At 63.2% G+C, this 19,041-nt stretch carries 20 protein-coding genes; 12 read left to right on the top strand and 8 right to left on the bottom strand.

What is annotated here, in order from left to right; translation table 11 throughout:
* The first annotated feature begins 3 nt into the window (after window positions 1–3).
* The 5 genes from DYST_RS13435 (at window position 4) to DYST_RS13415 (ending at window position 5,614) form a co-directional block, all read left to right on the top strand.
* A complete protein-coding gene (locus DYST_RS13435; RefSeq protein ID WP_239946179.1) occupies window positions 4–921 on the top strand; it encodes a LysR family transcriptional regulator in 918 nt (305 codons plus the stop codon).
* A gap of 237 nt (window positions 922–1,158) precedes the next feature.
* Complete coding sequence (locus tag DYST_RS13430) at window positions 1,159–2,208, top strand: Dyp-type peroxidase (RefSeq protein ID WP_239946178.1); 1,050 nt, start codon at window positions 1,159–1,161, stop codon at window positions 2,206–2,208.
* On the top strand, window positions 2,201–3,004 hold the full coding sequence (locus DYST_RS13425) for a family 1 encapsulin nanocompartment shell protein (protein ID WP_102301805.1): 804 nt from the start codon (window positions 2,201–2,203) through the stop codon (window positions 3,002–3,004). The genes DYST_RS13430 and DYST_RS13425 overlap by 8 nt, the downstream gene beginning before the upstream one ends.
* Before the next feature lie 33 nt (window positions 3,005–3,037).
* A complete protein-coding gene (locus tag DYST_RS13420; protein WP_102301804.1) occupies window positions 3,038–3,235 on the top strand; it encodes a hypothetical protein in 198 nt (65 codons plus the stop codon).
* A 99-nt stretch (window positions 3,236–3,334) separates the two neighbouring features.
* The gene (locus tag DYST_RS13415) at window positions 3,335–5,614 is read left to right on the top strand and encodes an FdhF/YdeP family oxidoreductase (protein WP_239946176.1); all 2,280 of its coding nucleotides are present in this window, start codon (window positions 3,335–3,337) and stop codon (window positions 5,612–5,614) included.
* A gap of 28 nt (window positions 5,615–5,642) precedes the next feature.
* Here the strand turns inward: DYST_RS13415 and DYST_RS13410 are convergent, their stop codons facing one another.
* Window positions 5,643–6,674 carry an alpha/beta hydrolase gene (locus tag DYST_RS13410; RefSeq protein WP_239946171.1) on the bottom strand — a complete coding sequence of 344 codons (1,032 nt, stop codon included), beginning with the start codon at window positions 6,672–6,674 and terminating at the stop codon, window positions 5,643–5,645.
* A 112-nt stretch (window positions 6,675–6,786) separates the two neighbouring features.
* On the bottom strand, window positions 6,787–7,770 hold the full coding sequence (locus tag DYST_RS13405; protein WP_158241232.1) for a GlxA family transcriptional regulator: 984 nt from the start codon (window positions 7,768–7,770) through the stop codon (window positions 6,787–6,789).
* A gap of 353 nt (window positions 7,771–8,123) precedes the next feature.
* Between DYST_RS13405 and DYST_RS13400 the strand changes: the two genes are divergently transcribed.
* A complete protein-coding gene (locus DYST_RS13400; RefSeq protein WP_239946170.1) occupies window positions 8,124–8,534 on the top strand; it encodes a nuclear transport factor 2 family protein in 411 nt (136 codons plus the stop codon).
* A 30-nt stretch (window positions 8,535–8,564) separates the two neighbouring features.
* Here the strand turns inward: DYST_RS13400 and DYST_RS13395 are convergent, their stop codons facing one another.
* Window positions 8,565–9,038 carry a DUF1440 domain-containing protein gene (locus DYST_RS13395; protein ID WP_239946169.1) on the bottom strand — a complete coding sequence of 158 codons (474 nt, stop codon included), beginning with the start codon at window positions 9,036–9,038 and terminating at the stop codon, window positions 8,565–8,567.
* Between the two features lie 178 nt (window positions 9,039–9,216).
* Here DYST_RS13395 and DYST_RS13390 point away from each other — a divergent pair, with 178 nt between their 5' ends.
* Together DYST_RS13390 and DYST_RS13385 are read left to right on the top strand one after the other, a co-directional pair.
* Window positions 9,217–10,281, top strand: a complete 1,065-nt coding sequence (locus DYST_RS13390; protein WP_239946165.1) for a sensor histidine kinase — start codon at window positions 9,217–9,219, stop codon at window positions 10,279–10,281.
* The gene (locus DYST_RS13385; protein WP_239946163.1) at window positions 10,278–11,027 is read left to right on the top strand and encodes a LytR/AlgR family response regulator transcription factor; all 750 of its coding nucleotides are present in this window, start codon (window positions 10,278–10,280) and stop codon (window positions 11,025–11,027) included. Before DYST_RS13390 ends, DYST_RS13385 begins: the two co-directional genes overlap by 4 nt.
* Window positions 11,028–11,039: 12 nt before the next feature.
* Here DYST_RS13385 and DYST_RS13380 read toward each other — a convergent pair whose 3' ends face one another.
* From DYST_RS13380 to DYST_RS13370, 3 genes are all read right to left on the bottom strand, one after another.
* Window positions 11,040–11,825, bottom strand: coding sequence for an SGNH/GDSL hydrolase family protein (locus tag DYST_RS13380; RefSeq protein WP_239946161.1), 786 nt, complete (start codon window positions 11,823–11,825; stop codon window positions 11,040–11,042).
* A gap of 54 nt (window positions 11,826–11,879) precedes the next feature.
* Window positions 11,880–12,275 carry a DUF5329 domain-containing protein gene (locus DYST_RS13375; RefSeq protein ID WP_239946160.1) on the bottom strand — a complete coding sequence of 132 codons (396 nt, stop codon included), beginning with the start codon at window positions 12,273–12,275 and terminating at the stop codon, window positions 11,880–11,882.
* Window positions 12,276–12,422: 147 nt separating this feature from the next.
* Window positions 12,423–12,566: a hypothetical protein gene (locus tag DYST_RS13370; protein WP_199043759.1), complete on the bottom strand. Its 144-nt coding sequence runs from the start codon at window positions 12,564–12,566 to the stop codon at window positions 12,423–12,425.
* A 210-nt stretch (window positions 12,567–12,776) separates the two neighbouring features.
* Here DYST_RS13370 and DYST_RS13365 point away from each other — a divergent pair, with 210 nt between their 5' ends.
* Window positions 12,777–13,043 (top strand): hypothetical protein, encoded by a 267-nt coding sequence (locus tag DYST_RS13365; RefSeq protein WP_239946158.1) that lies wholly within the window; start codon window positions 12,777–12,779, stop codon window positions 13,041–13,043.
* Here the strand turns inward: DYST_RS13365 and DYST_RS13360 are convergent.
* Window positions 13,036–13,881 (bottom strand): helix-turn-helix transcriptional regulator, encoded by an 846-nt coding sequence (locus DYST_RS13360; protein ID WP_239946157.1) that lies wholly within the window; start codon window positions 13,879–13,881, stop codon window positions 13,036–13,038. The genes DYST_RS13365 and DYST_RS13360 overlap by 8 nt on opposite strands.
* Window positions 13,882–14,049: 168 nt before the next feature.
* Between DYST_RS13360 and DYST_RS13355 the strand changes: the two genes are divergently transcribed.
* Window positions 14,050–14,931, top strand: coding sequence for an isocitrate lyase/PEP mutase family protein (locus tag DYST_RS13355; protein ID WP_239946156.1), 882 nt, complete (start codon window positions 14,050–14,052; stop codon window positions 14,929–14,931).
* A gap of 3 nt (window positions 14,932–14,934) precedes the next feature.
* Here the strand turns inward: DYST_RS13355 and DYST_RS13350 are convergent, their stop codons facing one another.
* Window positions 14,935–15,849 (bottom strand): LysR family transcriptional regulator, encoded by a 915-nt coding sequence (locus DYST_RS13350; RefSeq protein WP_239946155.1) that lies wholly within the window; start codon window positions 15,847–15,849, stop codon window positions 14,935–14,937.
* A 94-nt stretch (window positions 15,850–15,943) separates the two neighbouring features.
* Between DYST_RS13350 and DYST_RS13345 the strand changes: the two genes are divergently transcribed.
* Together DYST_RS13345 and DYST_RS13340 are read left to right on the top strand one after the other, a co-directional pair.
* Entirely contained in the window at window positions 15,944–16,819 is an 876-nt protein-coding gene (locus tag DYST_RS13345) for an aldo/keto reductase family oxidoreductase (RefSeq protein ID WP_239946154.1), read from the top strand.
* A 110-nt stretch (window positions 16,820–16,929) separates the two neighbouring features.
* The gene (locus DYST_RS13340; RefSeq protein ID WP_239946152.1) at window positions 16,930–18,906 is read left to right on the top strand and encodes a tetratricopeptide repeat protein; all 1,977 of its coding nucleotides are present in this window, start codon (window positions 16,930–16,932) and stop codon (window positions 18,904–18,906) included.
* The last annotated feature ends 135 nt before the right edge of the window (window positions 18,907–19,041 follow it).

Raw genomic sequence — 19,041 nt, 5'->3', positions numbered from 1 at the left:
AACATGTTGTCGAACGACGAACTGGCCTTGCTACAAGCCATCCACAGCAGCGGCAGCCTTACCCGTGCGGCGGCTTTGCTGGATAAGGCGCCCTCAACCGTTTCGCATGCGGCCCGGCAGTTGGAGGCGCGCTTCGACGCCTTGCTGTTCGACCGGCGCCGCTACCGCCTGCAGCTCACGCCGGCGGGGCTATTGCTGGCGCAGGAATCCGCCCGTCTTGCCCAGGACGTTTCGCGCGTTACACAGCGCGTGAAACAAGTGGCCGGCGGCTGGGAAGACCGACTGTGGGTGGTGACGGACGAAGTGCTGGAATTCGAAACGTTGCTGCCCGTGATCCGCGCGTTCGACGCGCTCAAGTCCGGTGTATTAGTGCGTATCACCCATGAAGTGCTCAACGGCACCTGGGAGGCGCTACGCGACGGCCGTGCGGATCTAGTGGTCGGCGCCACCAATGCGCCGCCGGTGATCCCCAACTTGCGCTGGGCAGAACTGGGCGTGATGGAGTGGGTGTTCGCGGTATCGCCACGCCATCCAGTGGCCAAGCTCACCGAGCCGCTGGAGCAAGAACAACTGCTGCCGTATCGCGCCGTGGTGGTGGCCGACACCGCACGGGGCCTGGACAGCCGCAGCTTTGGCATCCTTGGCGGCCAGACCACGCTGGCCGTGCCGAGCATGCGCGCCAAGGTACTGGCCCAGCGCGACGGCCTGGGTGTGGGCTGGCTGCCGCGCCAGCGCGTGCAGTCGCTGCTCAAACGCGGCGACCTGGTGGAGAAACGCATGGCGGCGCCGCGCGAGCCGAACCGTCTCTACGTGGGCTGGCGCGGCGACCACCCTGGCCGCGCGCTGGACTGGTGGCTGGAGCAACTGCGGCAGCCACGCCTGGCGAAGAAGTTACTGCAGGGCATCGACGCGTGGGATTGAGCGTATCCACACCACGAACCTGCGCGCTGCATCTTGCTTGTGCAGGACGGAGACAGGGGCGGAGCGCGGTTGGATGGTGCGTAGACCTTGTGTGACAGCTTGTTGACGAGCCGTTCGCCAGAATCGCCCACCGGGCAAGTGGTCAACGAATCCTTCGTGGGGGTTGATTGTCGGCCCGCTTGGGTGCCTCATGGCGCGACGGCCATGCATCAGAGACAGGCCATAAAGGAGTGGATTGTGCCTTCCATCGTTTCGCAACCGGTTGCAGAAAAACTCACGCAGTCGGCCATTTTTCTCGTGGTGACACTGTCGCCACAGCCGCAGACCGATCTTGCCGTGCGCGCGCTCTGCGCGGACATGTCATCGCTGTTGCGCGGCATCGGCTTCCGCCACCCGACGCGACGCCTGACGTGCACCATGGGCTTCGGTTTGGACACGTGGGATCGTCTGTTCGGGCAGCCGCGTCCGGCCGAGCTGCATCCGTTCATCGAGATCAAGGGCGAGCACCACGCCCCGTCGACGCCGGGCGACTTACTCTTCCATATCCGCGCCACGCATATGGACCTGTGCTTCGAGCTGGCCTCCCAGATCATGTCCCGCATCGGTGACGGTGTTACCTCCGCAGACGAAGTGCATGGCTTCAAGTACTTCGATGAGCGCGACCTGCTTGGTTTTGTCGACGGTACCGAGAACCCGGTGGATCAGGCTGCGCTGGATGCCGTCCTCATCGGTGACGAAGATGCGGACTTCGCTGGTGGCAGCTATGTCATCGTGCAGAAGTACCTGCACGACCTGAAAGCGTGGAACAAGCTGCCTGTGGAGCAGCAGGAGCGCATCATCGGGCGGCACAAACTGTCGGATATCGAGCAGGCGGAGGATGCCAAGGCGAGCTACGCGCATAACGTGCTTACCAACATCGAGGAAAACGGCGAGCAGTTGCAGATCCTGCGGGACAACATGCCGTTCGGCGATGTCTCCAAGGGCGAGTTTGGCACCTACTTCATCGGCTACGCACGCTCGCCGTCGCGTACCGAGAAGATGCTCAACAACATGTTCATCGGCAACCCACCTGGCAACTACGATCGCCTGCTGGATTTCAGCAAGGCGGTTACTGGATCGCTGTTTTTCGTTCCCACCGCCAGTTTCCTCGATGATGTGGATCCGGAAGGTGCGCCGTCGTCGGCCGTAGCGGGCCAGGACGCCTCCCCTGCAGCGAACGCGTCCACGCCTTCGCCTGACGGTTCGCTCGGTATCGGTTCGCTCAAAGGAGAGCCTGCACATGAATAATCTTCACCGGAAGCTTGCGCCCATTTCCACCGGGGCGTGGGAACAGATCGAGCAGGAAGCGGCGCGCACCCTGAAGCGCCATCTGGCCGCGCGTCGCGTGGTCGATGTGCTGGGGCCCAAGGGCACGGAGTTCTCTTCGGTGGGCACGGGACATCAAGAGAAGATCAAGTCGCCGGACGGTGACATCGAAGCTCACCTGCGCGAAGTGAAGCCGGTGGTGGAGCTGCGCGTGCCGTTCGAGCTTTCGCGCAAGGCGCTCGACTCGGTCGAGCGTGGCGCGAACGATCCCGACTTGCAGCCGCTTAAGGACGCTGCGCGCAAGATCGCCTTCGCCGAAGATCGCGCCGTGTTTGAAGGCTACGATCAGGCTCACATCGAAGGCATCCGCAAGGGCAGCAGCAACAAGGCGATCCCGCTGCCGAAGGACGTCACCGGTTATCCAGCCGTGGTGGCGCAGGCAGTGAGCCAGTTGCGTGAGATGGGCGTCAACGGACCATACACGCTGTTGCTGGGCGAGCAGTCGTATACCGCAGTGAGTGCGGCTACCCAGCACGGTTACCCGGTGGCGCGCGACATGCGCAACCTGGTGGATGGCGACATCATCTGGGCACCGGCCATTAGCGGCGGCGTGGTGCTGAGCACGCGCGGCGGTGATTTCGAGCTCCACCTGGGGCAGGACATCTCCATCGGCTACCTCAGCCACAACGAGAACACGGTGCAGCTCTATCTGCAGGTGTCGTTCACCTTCCTGCAGCTGACGGCCGAAGCTGCGGTGATGCTATCGCCCAGCAAGTAAGACCCTGACGAAGGTTGCCGAGGAGGGCTCTGCATGGACGAGTTCGATCTCTACATCAACCCAAAGAAGCCGACGCTCGGACTCTACGTGAGAAAGGGCGCCGGGCTTCCCGACCTGTCGGACCCCGGTCAATGGCAGCTCGAAGGCCACGTGTGGGCCAACGAGCTGCCACCGGCGATCCTTCAGGGCCTTGAGGCCAACGGGCATGCCTTCCAGGAACTGGGTGGCTGACTCCGTCATCGTGGCGCGCAGGTTTGCCGTGCGGTAACTGCGTTTTGTGTATAAAGGCCTGATCCGCGATATGCATCAGGCTTTGCAGGACGTTGTTTCATGGCTGACCAAGACATTCCCGGCATCCGCATCTACGACAAGCCGGCAGGCGGATGGGGCGCGTTGCGCGCCACCGCGCGCGCCGTGCGCGAACAGATGGACGCCGCCGACGCGACGATCACCCTGCTGCGCACCAATAAGCCCGAGGGTTTCGACTGCCCCGGTTGCGCATGGCCGGACAAGAAGCACACGTCGACCTTCCAGTTTTGCGAGAACGGTGCGAAAGCCGTTACCTGGGAAGCCACGCACAAACGCGTACCGCCGACCTTCTTCGCCGCCAACACGGTGAGTTCGTTGTGGCACTGGAGCGACTACGAACTGGAAGACGAGGGGCGCCTGACGCACCCCATGGTCTACAACGCGGACAAAGACATCTACGAAGCCATCAGCTGGGACGACGCCTTTGCACGCATCGGCGAGATTCTGCGCGGGATGGACGACCCGGATACGGTGGAGTTCTACACCTCGGGCCGCGCCTCAAACGAGGCCGCCTTCCTTTACCAGTTGTTTGCGCGGGAGTTCGGTACCAACAATTTCCCCGACTGCTCCAACATGTGCCACGAAGCCACCAGTGTGGGCTTGCCGCCCGCCATCGGCATTGGCAAGGGCACGGTGTCGCTGGACGACTTCGACCATTGCGAACTCATTATCGCGATGGGCCACAACCCGGGCACCAACCATCCGCGCATGATGGGCACGCTGCATGAGGTGGCACGTCGCGGTGCGCCCATCATCGTGTTCAATCCGCTGAAGGAACGCGCGCTGGAGCGCTTCGCCGATCCGCAGGATGCGCTGGAGATGGCGACGCTCAGCTCGACGCCGATTGCATCGACGTATTTGCAGGTAAAGATCGGCGGCGATGCGGCAGCGCTCAAGGGCATCATGAAAGCGCTGCTGGAGATGGACGCCGCGGCTGGGCCGGATTCGAGCGTGCTCGATCATGCCTTCATCCGCGAGCACACCCAGGGCTTCGACGCGCTGGCGGATGATCTTCGCGCGACGACGTGGGAAGAGATCGAGGCGACCGCCGGCCTTGCCGAAAGTGATCTGCGTGCCGTCGCCGTGGCGTATGCCAAGTCCAACGCCACCATCATCACCTACGGCATGGGCATGACCCAGCACCGTACCGGTACGCAGAACGTGCAGCAGGTAGCGAACCTACTGTTGTTGCGCGGCAACTTCGGTAAGCCGGGCGCGGGCATCTGCCCGTTGCGCGGACACTCGAACGTACAGGGCGACCGTACGGTCGGCATCACTGAAAAGCCCACTGCCGTATTGCTGGACCGCATCGAGCAGACCTTTGGCTTCCGCCCGCCGGCCACGCATGGCCACGATGCCGTTGCAGCCATGCAGGCCATCATCGAGGGTCGCTCAAAAGCGCTGCTCTGTCTGGGCGGCAATCTGGCGATGGCGATGCCTGATCCAGAAGTGTGTCTGCCCGCCATGCGTGGCCTGGAGCTGCAGGTGCATGTGGCGACCAAGCTCAATCGCTCGCATCTGCTCACCGGTAAACACACCTTTTTGCTGCCGTGCCTGGGCCGTACCGAGCGCGACATGCAGGCGGCCGGGCCGCAATCGGTGACGGTGGAAGATTCGATGTCCATGGTGCATGCCTCGCGCGGCAAGCTTGCGCCGGCTTCCGAGGCTTTGCGTTCGGAGCCCGCTATCGTCGCCGGCCTGGCGCGGGCGACGTTGCCTAAGACCCGCGTGCCGTGGATGGAACTGATCGCGGATTACGATCGCATCCGCGATGCCATCGCCTTGGTCTTTCCCGATTTCGGCGATTACAACGAGCGCATCCGCGTACCCGGTGGGTTCCGTTTGCCGCTGCCGCCGACAGAACGCGTGTGGAAGACGCCGTCGGGCAAAGCGCAGTTCCTACTCTTCTATGGGGTGGAGGAGGATCCAGTCGTCGCAGATGCCGGCGTTCTCAAGCTCACCACGGTCCGCAGCCACGATCAGTACAACACCACCATCTACGGTTACGACGATCGCTATCGCGGTGTCTTTGGCCGTCGCGACGTGGTGTTCATGAATAAAGACGACCTTGCCGAACTCGGCATTCGCGAAGGTGATGTCGTGCGCGTGGAAACCGCGTTTGGTCAGGGCAAGGTGCGCAGCCTCGACAAAGTCATCGCAGTAGCCTACGAGATCGCGTGTGGTGCGGTGGCCACGTATTACCCCGAAGGCAATTGCCTGGTGCCGCTGGACTATCACGACAAGCTCAGCGGAACGCCGTCCTATAAGTCAGTGCCGGTGCGTGTGATGCGGGCGGCTTGAACGCCGGTTTGCGCACGTGCAGACCGTTTCAGCGATGGGCGCAGGTGGCGGGCGTGCGGGATGCAAAGCTTTCGTACGCTGCATCCAGCGTGGCCCGTGAATCACGCGGAAGATAGTCGCGGCCCAGGCGCGGCGCGGCCAACATGGGTTTCGCGAAGAACGCAAGCACACCTTCGATCACGGCGGGCTCGCGCAGCAGGCGTCGGTGTCCCAGGCCTCGCGTCTCCACGAGTTGTGCCGATGGCCAGGACGCCGCCACGGCACGTGCCTGTGACAGCGGAACTTCGCGATCCTCTTCGTCATGGATCACCAGAAGCCGTCGCCACTTATGTGTGTCCTCCAGTGTGGCGATGTCCAGATACGACCAGGGGTGCCCTAACCAGCGCTCGACGTCGGTGCTGAACGTTGCAACGACCCGCTCATTCGCGCCGATGGCGTGTGCAAACCCCTTGATGGCGGCGGACGGCTGGGCAAACGGCGCGACAAAAACAATGTTTGCCGGTGCATTCCATCCTGCGCGCAAGGCCAGCGATAGCGCGGTGCATCCACCGGAGTGGGCGATGATGCCGGCCACGGACACTTCGGCGGACGCCACGATTTCCAACGCATCGGCGAACTCGAAGAACGTCACCCGGCGACCGCCGTGTCGGCTGGCGGCAGACGCGCCATGCGCAGGCGCGTCGAAAGCGACCACACGGAAGCCAGCCGCATGCAGTGGTTCAACGAACGCGTGCAACTGGCCGGCATAGCCGCCCCAGCCATGCAGCAACAGAATGGTCGGACCGTGGTTGTCCCAGACCCATGCGGCGATCTTCCGACCGTGGACGTTGAACGACAAGCGGGTGCCGCTGTCCAGCACAGCTTGTTCCGCTGCGCGAGGCGTGGATCGTGGCGCGGAGAACCACAAGCGTTTCATCAACGTGGCAGCGGACGATGGATGGATCGAACCCAGCAGGCGCATGCCCGTTTGTAACAGGCGTTGGCCTGGTGAAATCCGGTTGGGTATTCCCGCGCGTGATGTCGATGCAGCCGGTGAAGTTTGCAAGGTGATGCTGTCCATACGTCCTGCTCGTGGTGTCCAAGGCAGGTGGGACGTTAGCAATCGCCTTTACCCGAAACAGCGGGTATCACGGCCAGATTCATGGGCGTGTTCGCCATCGCGCGGCGATGCGTCAGAACACCGTAACGTCGGCGGTATGGAAGCGTTTGCGGAAGACAGCCGGCGTCAGTTGCGTGCGGCGCGTAAACAGCCGTGAGAACGTCGCCACGTCGAGATAACCCACTTCACCCGCGATCTGCGCGACGCTCAGCGTGGTGTTCTCCAGCAGTAACTTGGCTTTCTCCACGCGCAGGTCATGCAGCATGTCGAGCGGCGAGCGCCCGGTTTCAGCGTGGAACTTCCTCAATAAAGTGCGACTGGAGAGATTGAACGCATCGGCCAGCGCGTCGAGTTTGTAGCGCTCCGCCAAGCGTTGCTCGAACCACGTGCTCACCGCTCGGGCGAACGATTCCTTCCGCTTGTGGCTGAAGCGGTGATCCAGATACGCGGCCTGGCTGCGCCGGCTGTGATCGATCAGACTGAACCTGCCCACCGCGCGGGCGAGGCTGGTGCCCGCGCAATCGCGGATGAGCTGCAGGGCAAGATCGCCATACGCGGTGAATGCGCCCGAGGTAACGATCTCACCGTCGCGAATGAGCAGGGCATCAGGTACGACATCGACCCTGGGATAGCGTCTCGCCATCTCTCCGGCCAGCGCCCATGCAGTGGTCGCTTGGCGTCCATCCAGAATGCCGGCCTCCGCGAGCAACAGGCTGCCACCGCAAATGGAGGCGACCTTGCGTTGTTCCGCCGCGCGACGGATAAGCAGCTTTTCCTCGTCCAGGCCGGCGAGTGCCGTGCTGATGTCTTCCGCGCTGTTGAAGTCGAATGCCGGCACCACGAGCAGATCGAAAGGCATGGGTGCCGCCACGGTGAGCTGTGCGCCGCCCGCCAGCCGCACCTGTCCAGCGTGCGTGCCGATGATCGAGATGGCGAACGGCACCGGCGCGTCCGGCGCGCGCAACAAGCTGATGCGGTTGGCGACGAGTAGTACGTCCGATAGTCCGAGGACTTCGGCGCCCATGCATCCGTCGTAAGCAAGAATGGCGACCCGCACGTCGGTTTCCTTCATTCGCGGCAATACGCCAAGCCTGGCGATTTTGCCTTGTACGTCAAGCGCCAATTTGCATGGGCTGCGAGCATTCGGCAAGCCAGTCACCCAGGGAAATCACCATGTTTATCAGCACCATGCGGCGTGCCTTTCCGTCTTGGTCGGGACATGCGATGGCGGGCGAGACGTCAAGATTGGCGATATTGCACAGGCTATTCGCAAATGGGCGGCGGGATCGCCCATCGATCTGTCGCCCGGGCCGAGTGACCCGACAGCATCGCCAACCTAGTCTGCTCAGCGACCGGGGCGGTCGTCGATCCGCCCTTGCAATCCCCACCTTTTGCTTGCGGGAGCCACCCATGCCTGAGCGTCATGTCGTCGATACGTTTGTCACGTTGGTGGAGAGCGGCCGCTTCATCGAGGCGCTGCAGCGTTACTACCATCCATCTGCCGTCGTTTGGGAAAACCAACAGAAGTCACGCATCGGGCTCGAGGCGTTGATCGAGAACGAGCAGTTGGTGCTCAACACCTTCACCACCGTGAAGGGTCATGCGGTACAGGTGATGGTCGACGGCGATCATGTCGTCATCCAATGGCATTTCGAGTTTGCAAACGATGCGGCGCGCCTGTCGCTGGACGAAATCGCCGTGCAGCAGTGGGTCGACGGCAAGATCGTCCATGAGCGTTTCTACTACGATCCCGCGCAGCTTCGGCCGGAGAGTGCCCGTCCCGTGGCCGCCGACTCTGCGCAAGAGGCCGTTTCATCATGAGCATGGCGTGCGCCTGTGTGTGGGTCGGCGTCAGGCGTCGCGATGCTTTGTCGCGCGGCTCGCCATCCATGCGATCGGCAAGCCGACTAGCACCGTGTGGCTGAAGATCTGCTCGCCGAATGACAGGGCGGTGATGTGCGGGAAGAGTGAGGGCCAACGCAGGGGCAGCACGATCAAATTCATCACCGCCCACAACAGCAGGCCATAGAGCACGCCAGAGGCGAAAGGCTTTGCCGTGAGCCATGGGATCTTTCGCGCGGTGGCCAGGAACACGGCCACCATCACGAACATGATGATGAAGTGCAACAGCACGCCGACCACGAGCGCGGGTGCGCCAGCTTTGATCGCACCGGGCCAGATGGCGGAGGCGATGCCGACAGGTATGGCGAGTGGGTTCTTGCCCTCCAGGAGCGCATAGGTCACGGCCGACAGCAGGTCGAGTGTGCCGGCGATCAGAGTGGTGGCGATTAAAGGGTTCGTCGGTCGTTCGGACAGGCTGTTCATGGCGTCTCTTCGATGAGGTTAGTGATGCGCGCGTCGGGTGGGCTGGGCAGAGACTACGGCGTGGCCGTGTGGCAGAGAATCGGTTTTCGGCAGGCGGACCGCTTTCACCGGTCATGCGGTACACGAGGTGCGGAGTACGTAGGCGAGAATGACGCGCATGACGCCGGAACATGATTCTTTGGGACGTCCAAAGGCGTGGTTGCTTCATGTCGGTGGGTGGGTGGCGTATGGGCTCGTCAGCGCGCTTGGTGCGTTGCCCTATCGCCGTGCCTATCCCGTGCTCCTTTACTTCGCCGGCACCACGGCGGCGGCTTTTCTGGCGAGCTTCGTCATGCTCGCGCTGTGCCGCCGGCTGGCGGCGGGACGGTTGCCGTGGCCCAAGGCCATGACCGTGATCGTGGCGTGTTCGTATGTACTTGGCGTGGTGTGCTCCGTGAGCGGTGCGGCCTTGGAGGCTGCGGCCGGTCATGTCGGTCCGGAAGCATCGCATTGGCGGGCGGTCGCGCTCGTTGGTTTTGCCAACGCGTTCAGCCCGGCCATCATGTTGGTGGCGTGGAGCGCGATCTACGGGGCCGCCCAACACTGGCGCGAGGCGCGGCTGCGCGAGCGGGAACTGCTGTTGGCCGAATCGCTGGCGCGCGAAGCGGAACTAAAGGCGTTGCGTTACCAGATTACGCCTCACTTCCTGTTCAACACTCTCAACGGCATATCCACGCTGGTGGGCGAAGGCGATGCGCGATCGGCAAGACGCATGATCGCGCTACTGGCCAATTTTCTTCGCGCCACCTTGGAACCCGCCCGGCAAGGGGATGTGACCCTTGCCCAGGAACTCGCGCAGGTCCAGCAATACGTGGAGATCGAGCAGATCCGCCTGGGCCGACGGCTGGTGGTATCCATCCATTGCGATCCGGAGGCCAGGAATGCGCTGGTGCCACACCTGCTATTGCAGCCGTTGGTAGAGAACGCTGTCCGTCACGGCATCGCGCCTAGCCCCGAAGGCGGCACGTTGTCACTCTCCGTTTGCCGACGTGGTGGCATGGTGGAAATCGCGGTGCGTAACAGTTTCAGCGAATTACCTGCTCAATCGGCTTCGGCAGGTGGCCTCGGGCTCGCCAATACGGCGGCGCGACTGGCCGCACGCTATCGTGACGCGTATCGGTTTTCCGCATCGGGTGACACACGGAAAGGCTGGTTGGCCACGATGGAGATTCCCCACCAGACCGCGACCGAGCTTGCGACATGATCCGGGCGCTGATCATCGACGACGAACCACTGGCGCGGCGCGGTGTGCGTGTTTGCCTGCGTCGCGCTGCCGATGTGGTGGTGGTCGGCGAGGCAGAGTCAGGCATGGTGGGCCTGCGGATGATTGAAACGTTGCGGCCGGACGTCGTATTTCTCGACATACAGATGCCCGCCATGGATGGATTTGCACTGCTGTCGGCGATCGATGGTGACAAGCCGCCTTTGGTTGTCTTCCTGACGGCCCACGACAGCTATGCGCTGCAAGCATTCGGCGTGCACGCGGTCGATTACGTGATGAAGCCCATTGACGATGGCCGTTTCGACGATGCCCTGTGCGCGGTTCGCCAACGCGTGCGGGAGCGGCAGGCACACACCTCTCAGGTTGCCGTACCCGGTCACGAGCTTGCGGCGTGGGATGCACGTCTCGAGGCGAAGCGTGGCGGACGCACCGTCTGGATCGGCGTGGACGAGATCGACTGGATCCAGGCCAGCGGCGACTATGTCACCTTGCATGCGGGAGCACGGCTCCACATGATCCACGAGAGCATGGAAGGCATGGAGCGGCGGCTCGATCCCAGACGCTTCGCGCGAATTCATCGTTCTACCATCGTCGCTGTCGACCGAGTCCAAGGCTTTAGCTTGCTGCCCACGCGGGATGCGCTAGTGACCTTGAAGGGTGGTGCTGCACTGCGCGTCAGTCGACGTTTTCGCCACCGGATCAGCCTGGATGGCCTCTGTAGGCTGTAGCGCACGGCATCTCTATTTCGATGGCGTAGCAGCCTGGATGGCCGCACGTGCGAGCGGTTCCATCGCAGCATATCCCTGCTTGGTTGGGTGTACGCCATCATCCGCGAGCCCCTGTTTCATACCTCCCTGGGCTGTCGCCAGCGCGTCGTAGTAGTCGACGTACGCGAATCCGTTGCGTGCGGCATAGGTCTTGATCCACGCGTTGAGCGTCCGGATGGTGTCGACGGGGTGGATCTCGGGACGCCACGGGAAGTGCGCGGCAGGTGGAATGGAACCGAGGATGACGCGAATACCGTTCGCCTTGGCCAGCTCAGCCATGGAGGCGATGTTGCCTTCAACCTGTTCCAGCGTGATCGGGCCGGTATTGCCGGCAACGTCGTTGGTGCCGGCGAGAATATGCACGGCGTGCGGATGCAGGTCGATCACGTCCTGGCGAAAGCGCAGCAGCATCTGCGAGGTGGTTTGGCCGCTGATGCCGCGATCGACGTAGCCGTTGGTGAAGAAAGCGGGATTCTGCTTGCCCCAGAACTCCGTGATGGAGTCGCCCATAAAGACGACACGGGTCGCGTTGCCCGCGCGCAGTAGTTCTGCGTTCTGCGCGCGGTATTGGCACAGCTTGCCGAAATCGTGACTGAGGATGTACGTCATCCATTGACCTGCCGGTACCTGCTCGGGCGTCTTCTGCGTGGCGCAGGGATCGGTGACGACGCCGACAACGTCGTCTTGCGCGTGGCTAGGTGCTACGGCGATGCACAGCAGGAATGACAAGGCGGCGGGGATGGTCCATCGAAGGGTCATACTGTTTCCTGCTGGAAAAGTTGGGTTTTTATGTTGAAGCGGATGCTTGGGCGTTTAGCTTCCTGCGTTGCGCAAACGTGTCAATTCCTCGTTGAGCCAATCGGCCGATGGCCGTTCCTTGCCATCGCAACGCACGAGGTAGGGCTTGCCGCTGATACTGCTTTCGGTGGCGGCGAGCTGGATGAAATCCTCCGCCGAATGCACTTTGCCCTTTCGCTGAAGGTAGTGCAGCTTATCCTCGAGATGGCCTTCGGCCTGTGTGGCGGGATACGCCGTACCGTTGCGGATGAACGTGCAGGGGCTGTGCGCGACGAAGGAAAGCAGAGCGGCGATCTCGCGTTGGCTGGCGTCGTCGGATTGAGCGCGCACGGGTAAAGCCAACGTGAGCGAGGTAAACACAAGCAGCGCCGCTGCGATGACTTCACGTAGGCGCGTGAACGTTCGGTCCATGTGTCGATATCCCGTGAATATCTGGCGTGTTGCCAAACCAGTATGACAGTGGTCCATGCACGTGGCACGAACCGGAGGCAGCAGGGCTGCCTCCGGTTCGTGATGCCCATGACAAAGGCGCGTCCGTTGAGCGGACGCACCCAGGCTTCAACCGCTGGCTTTGGACTGAGCTTCGCGCAACTTCTGTGCGCACTCTTCACAACACACCTCGACCACGCGATGGCCGATGGTGACCTTGATGGCGTTGTCGTCCAACGGGTAATCGCACGCGGCGCAGGTCTTCTCGCTCATGGTTCTCTCCTGTAGTCACCCGGTGTCGGGTGTGATCAGGAGACCACGGCGTCTCTCGGTGGCGCTGTCGAATTCTTTAGTTGTTTGCCGCATGGCCGATACGGTGGGGTGGACAGGTTCGGGATGGAAGAATTCGGACTTGTCCTATGTCGGTGGCCCGGGGGCGCTTTCTAAGCTGTGTACCGGTTTTCATGGCTTGCGCAGGCTCCCGTGTCCAACATCGATCCCCGTGACATCAGCGAGTACGTTCATGACGCCGGCGACGCGCGTGCACTGAAGGCGTGGGCGCGCAGTGGCGGCATCCTGTTCGCGCTCGCGACGGCGCTTTCCATGGCGTATTCCGCCGAATGGGAGTTCGGCATGATGGTCTTCGATCCACTGGTGTGGATGATGTTGCTGATGGCGCTGGCGGCGGGTCTGGTATGCGGCTACGCCGTGGGCGTGCGCCTTGTGTCGCGGGCTGCCAGGATCAGGTAAGCAGCGGTGCCATGCCCCGCGACGATTGCCGAAATTCCGCGGGCGAGCGCCCGTAGGCTTGCCTGAATGCATTGGTGAAATGACTGTGGCTGGAGAAGCCCAGTTCGGCGGCCAGAGCGGAGAGATCCTCCATCTTGCCGAGCAGGTCCAGCGCACGCGCCAGACGTAGCTGCAACTGGTAGCGATAGAGCGGCATGCCTTCCACTTGTTTGAAGACCTGCGTGAGATAAACCGGCGAACTGCCGATTTCCTCGCCGATCTCGGCGAGCGTCCAGCGGCGCGACAGATCGCTGGCGAGCAGCATCTTCACGCGGTCGGCGAGGCGGCGGCGCGCATGCGTGGAACTTGGCGTGCGCGAGGTGCGTGGGCCCAAGCTGCGGCAGACAAGAGTCAGCGCCAGCGCTTCGGCTTCCAGTGGTTCGATACTGCCGTTGTGCAGGCTGTGGCGCAGCAAGGCCACCAGCGCCTGTGCGCGGGCGTCGATGCGTTGCGACTGCGAACGGAAGGTCAGGCCCTCTTCCACATGGATCAGCGCTTTCGGCGCGAGTTCGGCAAGCAAGGGTTCCGCAAGGTTCATCGACAGGCAGGCATCACCACCGTCGAGGGGATGGCTGACCTGATAACCCTGTTGTCGGTTGAAGAACAACACGTGGTTGGCATCGGCCACCGACTGGTCGGACGACACATGGCGCAGATACAGCCCGCGATACGGAAAGACCAACTGGGTGGATGCGGCGCATTCCTCCGCACTCCGGTGCTGACAGGTGCCGCTGCAGTGCACGTCGCGCAGTGTCAGCGTGTCCGTCGACAACAGTACGTGGCTGGTGATGGTCGACATGGGCTCGGTGCCGGTACGGCTCGGGCGGGATGTGACGGAGCATAACAAGGCGCTCCGCCCAGGGCCTGTGCCGGTGGGTGGATAGCTAAAGATTCTGACAGCGGGCCCTGGGGTGGCGATGGTCTCCTAGACCTGCCCGAAGTGCGGGCGACCTTACGGATCACTGTCATGAGTATCGAACAGCAGAAAGCCCGCGCCCACGCGTTCCACCAGCTGCACGCCGGTAGCGCACCCTTGGTATTGCCCAACGCCTGGGATGCGGCCAGCGCTCGCGTCATCGAAAAGGCCGGGGCACCCGCCGTGGCCACCAGCAGCGCCGCCATGGCCTGGGCTCTGGGCGCTCCGGATGGTGAACAGCTGGGGCTCGACGACCTGCTGCTCGCCTGCCGACGCATCATCGACGCCGTTGCGGTGCCGGTGAGCGTCGATGTCGAGCGCGGCTACGGCCACGATGCCGAAGAGACCGGTGCGTTGGTTGGTGCGCTGATTCAGCTCGGTGTGGTGGGTATCAATATCGAAGACGGCAAGGACCCGGCCACCGGTCAGCTGGCCGATCCGCGCATTCTGCGCGAGCGGATCGCTTGCATTCGCGCGGTGGCGGAGCATCGCGGCGTGCCTTTGTTCATCAATGCGCGCACCGATGCCTACATCACACCGGGGCTTACCGGTGAGGCGCGCTTCAAGGAGGCGCTGGATCGTGCGCTGTCCTTCGTCGAAGCGGGTGCCAACGGCATTTTCGTTCCCGGCTTGGCCGATCCGGCGGAGATTGCACGGTTCGCCATGGCACTGTCGGTGCCGCTCAACGTCTACGTGGGTTATCCGGGTGCGCCTGATGCGAACACGCTGCGCGGATTGGGCGTGCGCCGCATCAGTCTTGGCTGCGGCACCATGCAGGCAGTGCTCGCGCACCTCGGCCGGATCGCCGAAGAAGCGCTGGTGAAGGGGCGTTTCGACATCATGGGCGACCACATGCTCACGGTGGCGGAAGCAAATAGCCTGTTCACCCCTTCATCGCCGCGCGTGTTCCGCGAGATGCAGCGTACGGCATAAGTCTCAGGGATCGCCTGACGCGTTGCGTGCCTTGATGAAATCCACGAAGGCTCGCAATGGCGTCGGTAGGTTCTGGCGTCCGGGGTAATACAGAAAGGGGCCGCTGAAGTTCTGCCACCACGATTCCAGGATGGGTTCGAGCGCACCGCTGTCGAGATGGGGGCGCAACAGTCCCTCGTATATATGCACCACGCCGAGCCCGGCCAACGCACCGTGGATGAGCAGATCGAGCGCGGCGCCGGGACGCGTGCGCAGCGGGCCAGTGGGCTCGATGCGCACGACTTCGCTATCGCGTTCGAACTCCCACACCGGCATCGCGCCGCTGGCAAACTGGCCCCGCAGGCAAGCGTGTTGCAGCAGATCACGCGGATGATGGGGGCGGCCATGCGCATCGAGATAAGCGGCCGTAGCCGCCGTGGCGAAGCGTTGCACGCGCGGGCCGATGGGGATGGCCACCATGTCCTGCTCCAGCCGCTCGTCGTAGCGGATGCCGGCATCGCAACCGGCGGACAGCACGTCGACGAAACTGTCCTCCACCGCCACGTCGACCAGGATGTCCGGGTACGCCTTGAGGAAGTCAGCGAGGATGGCCGGCAGCACCACACGGGCCACTCCGGCCGGCACGTTGAGCCGGAGCGTGCCGGTGGGTTTGTCGCGGAAGGCGTTGAGCACATCCAGTGCGGCCTCCATTTCCGACAACACTGGCGTGAGTCGTTCGATCAGTCGCTGGCCCGCCTCGGTGGGCGCCACGCTGCGGGTGGTGCGGTTGAGCAGACGCACTCCGAGAGCGGCTTCCAGTCGCCGCACCGCCACGCTGAGCCCGGAGGCAGATACGCCACTGGCGCGCGCGGCGTCGCGGAAGCCGCCTGCCCGGGCAACGGCGAGGAAGGCGGCGAGATCGTTGAATTCCATGGCCATTGTGCAAATTTTTGCACAGCCTGTACGAATTGGCATGGATTCTCTAACAGACGAGGCGTGTGCATAGTGGCGTCACCCCATTGAGGACATCGCCATGACTCATCCCCTGAAGACCTTTCCGTTCGCCGGTGCCGCCGTGAACCGTATGGGCTACGGCGCCATGCAGCTAGCCGGCCCGGGCGTGTTCGGCCCGCCGAAAGACCACCAAGCCGCGCTTGCCGTACTGCGCGAGGCCGTTGCGGCGGGCGTCAATCACATCGACACCAGCGACTTCTACGGGCCGCACGTGACTAACCGGCTGATTCGCGAGGCGCTGCATCCGTATCGCGACGACCTGGTGATCGTCACCAAGGTGGGCGCGTTCCGTGGCGAAGACGCTTCGTGGTTGCCCGCGCAGGAGCCGGCCCAGCTCGAACGCGGCGTACACGACAACCTGAAGAACCTCGGTCTCGACGTGCTGGATGTGGTGAACATCCGCATCATGGGCGACGTGCATGCACCCAAGGAAGGCTCCATCGCCCGACAAGTGGAGGCGCTGGCCGAGCTGCAACGCAAGGGGCTGGTGCGCCACGTTGGCCTGAGTAACGTCACCTCGGCGCAAGTGGCCGAAGCACAGCGCATCACCGAGATCGTCTGCGTGCAGAACCACTACAACCTGGTACATCGCGCCGACGATGCGCTGGTCGAGGAGCTCGCGGTCCAGGGCATTGCCTATGTGCCGTTCTTCCCGTTGGGCGGCTTCACCCCGATCCAGTCGTCGGGCCTGTCGCATATCGCCGCCTCGCTGGGCGCGACGCCGATGCAGGTCGCGCTGGCGTGGCTGCTCCATCGCGCGCCCAACATCCTGCTGATTCCGGGTACGTCGTCAGTCGCACACCTGCGCGAAAACATGCAGGCGGCGGCGTTGGTGCTCCCCGACGATGTACTGGTCGCGCTGGATGCATTGGCCTTGCAGGCTTCTGCGGCCTGAGAGGTGCGGCGCGCCCGTCGAGGATCGACGAGCGCGCCGTTACGCGTGTCATGCAAGGTTCCGCAGCGGGACGGCATACTGCGCACCTGAATCCACGCAAGGAAACACGGATGTTCAAGCGCATCATGGACCGCTTTTCGGGCAAGAAGACCGACCCGGCTGCCGCGCCGGCACAAGCCCCAACCGCGCCGCCGCCGGATGAGCAGGAACTCATCACGGTCTACGACGCCTACGGCCGCGAGATGAAGATCACCCGCGCCGACTGGCGCGACAAGCTGTTCCTTCCCCAGCTCAAGTCGAGCTGGGATCAGCCAGATGCCCTGTACTCGTTGATCCTCAACGGGATCAACGACGGCATGTTTGAAGAGGTCAAGGCAGCGTCCGCGCGTTTGCTGACGATCGATCCCATTCCCGAGCGCAGTGGCACCATGCGCGCCATCGTTATGCTCAAGCTCGGTCGGCTAGACGATGCCGAAGCGATACTGCGCGAGACGATGCAGAAGGTCGGCGAAACCGGCACGCTGCTCACCAATCTCGCGAAAGTGGAAGCCGAGCGTGGCGAGCACGAGAAGGCCGAAGCCACGTTGTGGAAGGCGATCGAGCGCGAACCCAATCTCGACAACGGCCTGATGTGGTGGGCCGGCATCCACAAGGATCGCGGCGGCGACGAAGCCTATGCCAGTGCATTGCAGCGCGTGGCCGCACTGCCCGGCAGCTGGCGCGCGCAACTGTGGCTCGCGCGCGGCCATCTCGAACACGGTGACGTGGCCGATGCGCGCGCGCTCTACGAGCAGGTGCTGGCGACGACCACACTCGATGCTGAGTCGTTGATGATGGTCTCCGGCGACCTCGGCAATCATGGCCAGGTGCCGCTGATGGTCGAGCTGATCGCGCCGGTGCTGGATTTTCAGCGGCACGACCCGCGCGCAGGCATGAACCTGGTGCAGGCGTATCTGCAGCTTGACCGTCTGGACGAAGGTGAAGCGCTGCTTTCGAAGCTCTACGCGTTGGACCTGCCGCCGTTCAAGCAATACCTGGATCGTTTTTCGGCAGAATTCCAGCAGCGTCGCACGCAGGAAGCCAAGCCCACGCCCATCGTCGAGCAGGCGATGGATATCGCAGGCGTTCCCTACATCGGGCCGATCTGGGCGTATGGCCTGCGCAATCCGCCATGGTTGTTCGCACCCAAGATCGAGACGGCGAAGAAAGTCCTGTTTCTGTGCCTGAGCAAGAAGCTGACCGGCGGCGAAGCGGCGCAGCAGGAGCGCGAGAACGCCATTGGCCGGCTGAGCCGCGCCTTGCCGTTGTATTTCGCTGAGTCGGTGCATGTTTGGACCGGGCACGAAGGACAAGCGGTGATTCCCGTGGTGCGCGGTGGCGGGCCGGTACTGTTCGGTGCGTCGGATGATGACGACGCGACCATCGAGGCGTTCAAGTCGCGTGGCGACATCATCGTGTGCGGCAGCATCGACGACAGCGAAGGACGTTGGCGCGTCGCCTGCCATGTCTGGTCCGCCGAGAAGAACGACTGGATCGCCCGCGAACAGATCGATGTTCCCGCCGACGAGCTGGGGCAGGGCGTGCTTGCGCTGGAACAGCGGTTACTGGCCACATTGGGCGAGCTGCGCGAAACGCCGTGGGATACCTGGTATGCGCGCCCCTCGGTCGAAGCGATGGACGTCTATCTCACCGGACTCTCCCAGAGCCTGATGCTATCGCTGGTGGCGAATGGGCTGGTGCCCAAGGATGGTCTGTGGGGCGAGCGCAACATGCTCGAATGGTGGTTGCGCATGTCGTTGCAGTGGCCATCATGGGTGGTGCCGCGCATGGCCTATCTGGCGATACTGTCGAATGCGGCGCACTACGGTTCGCCGGTGCTGGAGGAATTCCGCGAGCGTACGCTCGCCCTGATCAGGGACGTGGAACGCGATCAGCCACTGCTGGCGCGACTGGCGCCCGTCGCCTGGAAAGCCTTCGGCATGAACGATGCGCTGGAGCACGCGCGCCGGCAGGTCGGTGCCGAGGACGCCTACGCACAATGGCTGGATCGCGTTGTACAGGGTGGGCAACCCTTGGTCAGCGCGTAAGGCTGCTTGTCACGTTAATCGCAGCGCAGAAGCTGGCGGCGTAAACCACGAGGCGTTGTGCTGTTATCGCAGGCACCCGTTGCGCGAGCGGCGGGTGCTTGCTGTTATGGTGCATGGGCGGAAGCATGCCGCGTG

This window comes from Dyella terrae (assembly GCF_022394535.1).
Lineage (GTDB): Bacteria > Pseudomonadota > Gammaproteobacteria > Xanthomonadales > Rhodanobacteraceae > Dyella.
This window is presented reverse-complemented; position numbering and strand designations above follow the sequence as displayed.

Coding starts and splice junctions, on each gene's coding strand:
- DYST_RS13355 (WP_239946156.1), top strand. CDS start 14,050: ATGAGTATCGAACAGCAGAAAGCCCGCGCCCACGCGTTCCACCAGCTG.
- DYST_RS13345 (WP_239946154.1), top strand. CDS start 15,944: ATGACTCATCCCCTGAAGACCTTTCCGTTCGCCGGTGCCGCCGTGAAC.
- DYST_RS13350 (WP_239946155.1), bottom strand. CDS start 15,849: ATGGCCATGGAATTCAACGATCTCGCCGCCTTCCTCGCCGTTGCCCGG.
- DYST_RS13370 (WP_199043759.1), bottom strand. CDS start 12,566: ATGAGCGAGAAGACCTGCGCCGCGTGCGATTACCCGTTGGACGACAAC.
- DYST_RS13360 (WP_239946157.1), bottom strand. CDS start 13,881: ATGTCGACCATCACCAGCCACGTACTGTTGTCGACGGACACGCTGACA.
- DYST_RS13425 (WP_102301805.1), top strand. CDS start 2,201: ATGAATAATCTTCACCGGAAGCTTGCGCCCATTTCCACCGGGGCGTGG.
- DYST_RS13375 (WP_239946160.1), bottom strand. CDS start 12,275: ATGGACCGAACGTTCACGCGCCTACGTGAAGTCATCGCAGCGGCGCTG.
- DYST_RS13410 (WP_239946171.1), bottom strand. CDS start 6,674: ATGGACAGCATCACCTTGCAAACTTCACCGGCTGCATCGACATCACGC.
- DYST_RS13385 (WP_239946163.1), top strand. CDS start 10,278: ATGATCCGGGCGCTGATCATCGACGACGAACCACTGGCGCGGCGCGGT.
- DYST_RS13340 (WP_239946152.1), top strand. CDS start 16,930: ATGTTCAAGCGCATCATGGACCGCTTTTCGGGCAAGAAGACCGACCCG.
- DYST_RS13400 (WP_239946170.1), top strand. CDS start 8,124: ATGCCTGAGCGTCATGTCGTCGATACGTTTGTCACGTTGGTGGAGAGC.
- DYST_RS13415 (WP_239946176.1), top strand. CDS start 3,335: ATGGCTGACCAAGACATTCCCGGCATCCGCATCTACGACAAGCCGGCA.
- DYST_RS13380 (WP_239946161.1), bottom strand. CDS start 11,825: ATGACCCTTCGATGGACCATCCCCGCCGCCTTGTCATTCCTGCTGTGC.
- DYST_RS13435 (WP_239946179.1), top strand. CDS start 4: ATGTTGTCGAACGACGAACTGGCCTTGCTACAAGCCATCCACAGCAGC.
- DYST_RS13420 (WP_102301804.1), top strand. CDS start 3,038: ATGGACGAGTTCGATCTCTACATCAACCCAAAGAAGCCGACGCTCGGA.
- DYST_RS13395 (WP_239946169.1), bottom strand. CDS start 9,038: ATGAACAGCCTGTCCGAACGACCGACGAACCCTTTAATCGCCACCACT.